The organism is Cloacibacillus sp. (assembly GCA_036655895.1).
In the GTDB taxonomy this organism is placed as follows: domain Bacteria; phylum Synergistota; class Synergistia; order Synergistales; family Synergistaceae; genus JAVVPF01.
In genome coordinates, this window is sequence record JAVVPF010000074.1 from 1 (window position 1) to 4,606 (window position 4,606).

Below are 4,606 nucleotides of genomic sequence, written 5' to 3' on the forward strand. Positions count from 1 at the left end.
TAAAACGTTACTTCATGACTGTATTAAAATGATACGCCATCTGACCCAAAAGTCAAGCTAATGTAATATGTTAAAGCGCGCGTGAACAGACGGAAGAAAAATCGCCGTTCATCTAATCTCCAAATGGTGTTACAATATCTGCAACTGTAATCATAGACACAAGAATCAAATGTATGGAGGAGTATATAAATGGCAAAGAACATTACGCCGAAGGAAAAAGATTATTCACAGTGGTATCTCGACGTCATCCGCGTCGCGGAGATGGCCGACTACGCGCCGGTGCGCGGCTGCATGGTGGTGCGCCCTACCGGTTACGCAGTCTGGGAGCAGATACAAAAATTTTTTGACGACGCCTTCAAAGAGACGGGACACGTGAACGCCTCGTTCCCGCTGCTCATCCCGCAGTCCTTCCTTTCAAAAGAGGCGGAGCACGTCGAGGGATTCGCCCCCGAATGCGCCGTTGTGACTCACGCCGGCGGCGAGGAGCTGGAAGAGCCTCTCATCGTTCGTCCCACCTCCGAGACCGTCATCGGCCACATGTACAGCAAATGGGTGCAGTCATGGCGCGACCTTCCCATACTCATCAACCAGTGGTGCAACGTCATGCGCTGGGAGAAGCGCCCTCGCCTCTTCCTGCGCACCTCTGAGTTCCTTTGGCAGGAGGGGCACACGGCACATGCCTCAAAAGAGGAGGCCGTAGCCGAGACGCTGCAGATGCTTGAGGTCTACCGCCGCATAATGACAGACTATCTCGCGCTGCCCGTGCTTGAGGGCGAAAAGACGGAAGGCGAGCGCTTCCCGGGCGCAGACAACACATACACCTGCGAGACGATGATGAGCGACAAAAAAGCTTTGCAGGCGGGCACCAGCCACTACCTCGGACAAAATTTCGCAAAGGCCTTCGAGATACAGTTCCAGAATAAAGACGGCGAGATGGAATTTGCATACACGACTAGCTGGGGCGTCTCAACGCGTCTTATCGGAGCACTCATAATGACGCATTCCGACAACGACGGCCTCATCCTGCCGCCGCGCATAGCGCCGGTCAAGGCCGTCATCCTTCCCATTTCGACTGACTACGCAAAAATAGAAAACGAAATAATGCCGAAGGCAGCGGAGCTTAAGGCCGAACTGAACAAGGCGCTTGGCGGACGCTTCGTCAATATCGACACGCAGTTCCACATGCGCCCAGGCGACCGTTTCTTCTCGCATCTGCAAAAGGGCGTGCCGCTTCGCCTTGAGCTCGGCGAAAGAGAGTTTGCCGCTGAAAAACTGCGCGCTGTGCGCCGCGACACAGGCGAAAAGCTTGAAATATCCTGGGCCGACGCGCCGACCGTCATCCCAGCTCTGCTTGAAGAGATACAGATGAACCTCTACAACCGCGCGCTGGAGTTCCGCAAGGCAAACACCCATTCCGCGGCGAACATGGAAGAGTTCAGGGAGCTGCTCGACAAAGAGGGCGGATTCATCGAAGTCTTCTTCGCCGGCGGCAAAGAAGACGAAAAGGCGATAAAAGAGGCCACAGGCGCAACCCCTCGCTGCTTCCCGATAGAGAGCCAGGACGAACGCGGACGCTGTTTCTACACCGGAAAAGAGGGCGCAAGAAAGGCGATATTCGCAAAGGCCTATTAAGAACAAACGGCAAACGACCGCCGCGGCGCGAGCCAACAGGCAACCGGCTAAGAGACGTTATTAGCAGTATCGCTCTTGCGGCGGCCTCTATACCAGCGTCATTTTGCGCGCCACAGAACCAACGCGCCGTCCGTCAATGAGCGGGCGGCGCGTTTACATAAGCGTTCAAACGGCGCCGTCTCTTGCGCGGGCTTCCATCCCGCTTCCAAACCTCTCTCACTCTCTTTATAAACAACTTCTCGCAAAGAAGAACAATGCAAGTCGGTTTTGACGCGGCGTTGTATTTATCTTTGCTTCTGTTATACTTGTTTGTATAACAGAGTGCATAATACCTTGAAAAATAAAAACGAGGTGGAAGAACGGTGAGAGTTATGAGAATAAAAGGTTGGTCGTTCTGGGGATTGCTGTTGCTGCTTTTTGCGTCGGTCATAGCGGCGGGAGGGTGCGGCGGTTCCGACAGCGCAAACGCGCCGGGAGATTTGGAAAATTTTAAAGTAGAGCAGACCATCACCTCGTCCGATTGGGACGCCCGTATACAGGAGATGTATGCTCAGCTTGCCGCCAGCAATAGCGGCGCCAACGCCGAAGGGTGGTCGGAGGTATTTAAGCGTTTGGGGGCTATGGAAAGCGTCGCGCATCTTACTGATTACTGCGACGGAGGCCTAAGCTCAATAAAGCTGGAATATTGGACCAAGAACGCTAAAGGCGATCTGGTGCAGGCCACCGCCGCGCTGTTTATTCCTAACTCTTCCCGTACCGCGTACAAAGCCCCGATCATCGCAATTCAGCATCCGACAGAGGTGATGCGCAAAAATTCTCCGTCGAAGATGGTGAATTACCCTTGGTATAATATTACGGACGCCGCGCAGGCGCAGATGCACCTTGCCGCCACGATAGCGCGGTGCGGATATATCGTTGTGCTGCCTGATTATCTCGGCATGGGCGACAATACCGACGTTCATCCATACTGTCACGAGCTGCTTGCCGACAGTGTAAGCGACGCTATAACCGCCGCCATCGCATTGGTCAAGGATTTCAAAGGAACTAATTCCGCTCTTCCTGCTGGATGGGATGAGAAGAAAATTATGCTGATGGGCTATTCCGAGGGAGCCTATGCCTCAATGATCGCCGCGAAGAAGATGCAGGCGGAGAAGAAGCTCCCCGTGACCGCCGTAGCGGCGCTCGACGGCCCCTATTCTCTTTCTGGGACAATGCGCGGCGTGATGCTTACGGCGGGCAAGGAGTTCACGTCCCCCTACTTTCTGCCATATTTTATGAACGCCTATGACGCCGTTTACGGCGCAAGCATACCAGAGGTGAAGTTTGATTTCACCGTTCGCAACGATAGTCCAAAATACGCGGATTATCCCGCCGAGCTGCGCAAAATGATGGACGGCAGCCACACTGACGCCGAGATCAACAGTCTGATGAAGGACGCCTTCGCTGACTATCATGGGCCGAGCACGATATTCTCGCAGAAATTCTTGGCGCTGCTTAAGGATGAGAGCGGCGTAGTCACCCAGACTATGAAAAAGAACAACAGCTTCTACAACTGGGCTCCGCTGATGCCTGTAAAAATGTACCATCATGTCAGCGACGACCTCGTGCCGCGCAAAAACATGGATGAGGCGCAAGCCGCCTTTCTTGCGGCTGGAGCGGCCCAAAAGGACATTATTACCGAGCCGTTTGACGGTTATGTAGAGATAGGCTCCAGTATTCATGAAAAGGCGTTTCTCATTGCATTCCTCAGAGCTGTTTATTGGCTTGACAACTACGGATACGGCGGACGATTCAAAGAATGACCGCAGAAAGGCATCAACGCAGGCGCAGCCGTCATGCGTAGACCCTGACGGAGCTTCCCGCGTCTCTGTCTTTTGTCACTATTATCTGTTTGTCTATTTTTTCCTTTAATTCCGCTACGTGCGAGATGATGCCTACGAGGCGTCCGCCGCCGCTTAGGGCGGAGAGCGCCTTTAAGGCGCTTTCCAGCGAGCTTTCGTCAAGAGAGCCGAAGCCTTCGTCAACAAAGAGCGTATCAAGGCGCACTCCTCCGGTCTTTTGCTGTATCTCGTCCGCGAGGCCGAGCGCAAGAGAGAGCGAAGCCATGAACGCTTCTCCGCCGGAGAGAGTTTTCACGCTCCTGCGGCTGCCGTTGTAGTGGTCGACGACGTCGAGGTCGAGGCCTATCTTGCCTCTTTGCGGGCTTTCCTCCACTCTGCGTTTCAGTTCGTAATGAGCGCCGGACATTATCATTAGCCTCAAGTTGGCGCGCTCTATTATCCTGTCGAAATAGGCTGTCTGAACGTAGGTCTCAAGCATTATTCGCGGTTTCTTTGAAAGAGCGCCGTTTGCGGTCTCCGAAAGCGGAGCTACGAGCGCCCTTTTTGCTTCCGCCGCAGCGGCGAGGCCAGCCGCCTGTCGGATGGAGGCGGCCGCTCTTCTGTTGCCGCGAAGACGCGCCGCCGTCTCGTCGCGCAGTTTTGAGGCGGAGGCCTTTTTCTCCGCGGCTGACGAAAGCGTCGCCTCTATTTTCCCCATATCTTCGGGCGTAAAATTCAAAAGTTCTTTTTCAAGCCCGGTTGCCTCTCCAGCCGCCGCGTCGCGTGCGGCTCGGCCCTTTTGCGCCTCTTCACGCGCGACGCGTTGACGTTTTTCCAATAATTCAAGAGCGGCGCTCTGCTCTGCGGCGGCCTGTGCTGCGCTTTTTTTGTCACGGAACTTTAGTTTGGAAGAGAGCGCGTTAAGGTTTTCCAGCTTTGCGCAAAGCGCGCTTTCACGTTCTGCTGCGGCTATTTCGAGTTTGCGCAGCGCAGCTAGGTCGTTTTCTTTTTCCGCCTCTTTTTGCGGTATGAGGTTTTCAAGCAGCGCGCGCCGCTCTATCCTTTTATCTTCACGCGCAATGCACTGCGCAAGTTCGCTGATTTGTTCTCCGGCAGTTTTTATTTCACGTAGCGCAAGCTCGCAGGCCTTTGAC

General features: G+C 54.3%; 3 protein-coding genes. 2 read left to right on the plus strand and 1 reads right to left on the minus strand.

All coding sequences use genetic code 11. From position 1 onward, the window contains the following. Positions 1-189: 189 nt before the first annotated feature. Positions 190-1,632 carry a proline--tRNA ligase gene (gene proS / locus RRY12_12570; GenBank protein MEG2185507.1) on the plus strand — a complete coding sequence of 481 codons (1,443 nt, stop codon included), beginning with the start codon at positions 190-192 and terminating at the stop codon, positions 1,630-1,632. Positions 1,633-2,003: 371 nt separating this feature from the next. Further along, positions 2,004-3,434 (plus strand): lipase family protein, encoded by a 1,431-nt coding sequence (locus RRY12_12575; GenBank protein ID MEG2185508.1) that lies wholly within the window; start codon positions 2,004-2,006, stop codon positions 3,432-3,434. A gap of 31 nt (positions 3,435-3,465) precedes the next feature. Here the strand turns inward: RRY12_12575 and RRY12_12580 are convergent. Continuing rightward, on the minus strand, positions 3,466-4,606 hold a 1,141-nt coding region (locus RRY12_12580), incomplete at its 5' end, for an SbcC/MukB-like Walker B domain-containing protein (GenBank protein ID MEG2185509.1).